Origin of the sequence: Streptomyces albireticuli (assembly GCF_021228125.1) — a bacterium.
Taxonomy (GTDB): Bacteria; Actinomycetota; Actinomycetes; order Streptomycetales; family Streptomycetaceae; genus Streptomyces; species Streptomyces albireticuli.
Genome location: NZ_JAJQQS010000097.1, coordinates 1 through 773 on the forward strand (window position 1 = coordinate 1; position 773 = coordinate 773).

Annotated in this window: 1 protein-coding gene; it reads right to left on the reverse strand. The window is 71.7% G+C overall.

Annotation, left to right across the window (positions count from 1 at the left end):
* Positions 1-773: sulfate adenylyltransferase subunit 1 (locus tag LUZ64_RS36770; RefSeq protein ID WP_232399080.1), on the reverse strand; the 773-nt coding region annotated here is incomplete at both ends.

Sequence of the window (773 nt, forward strand, 5' to 3'; positions counted from 1 at the left end):
GTGCTGGTGCGGCCGGAGGGCAGGACGGTGACGTGGTCGCCGACCCGGAAGGTGCCGGAGGCGATCTGGCCGGCGTAGCCGCGGTAGTCGGGGTGGGTGGGGGTCTGGGGGCGGATGACGTACTGGACGGGGAAGCGGGCTTGTTCGGTGTCGGGGTCGGTGGCGACGTCGACGCTTTCGAGGTGTTCGAGGACGGTGGGGCCGCCGTACCAGTCCATGTGGGCGGAGGCGTCGACGACGTTGTCGCCGGCCAGGGCGCTGATCGGGATGGCGGTCACTTCGGGGACGCCGAGTGAGGCGGCGTAGGCGGTGAATTCGTCGGCTATGGCGGCGAAGGCGGGTTCGGCGTAGCCGGCGAGGTCCATTTTGTTGACGGCCAGGACCAGGTGGGGGACGCGCAGGAGGGCGGCGACGGCGGCGTGGCGGCGGGTCTGTTCGAGGACGCCGTTGCGGGCGTCGACCAGGACGATGGCGAGGTGGGCGGTGGAGGCGCCGGTGACCATGTTGCGGGTGTACTGCACGTGGCCGGGGGTGTCGGCGAGGATGAAGCGGCGGCGGGGGGTGGCGAAGTAGCGGTAGGCGACATCGATGGTGATGCCCTGCTCCCGCTCCGCGCGTAGTCCGTCGGTGAGCAGTGCCAGGTCCGGTGCTTGCTGGCCGCGGCCGCGGGAGGCGTGCGCGACGGCTTCGAGCTGGTCGGCCAGGACCGACTTGGAGTCGTGGAGGAGGCGGCCGACCAGGGTGGACTTGCCGTCGTCGACGGACCCGGCGGT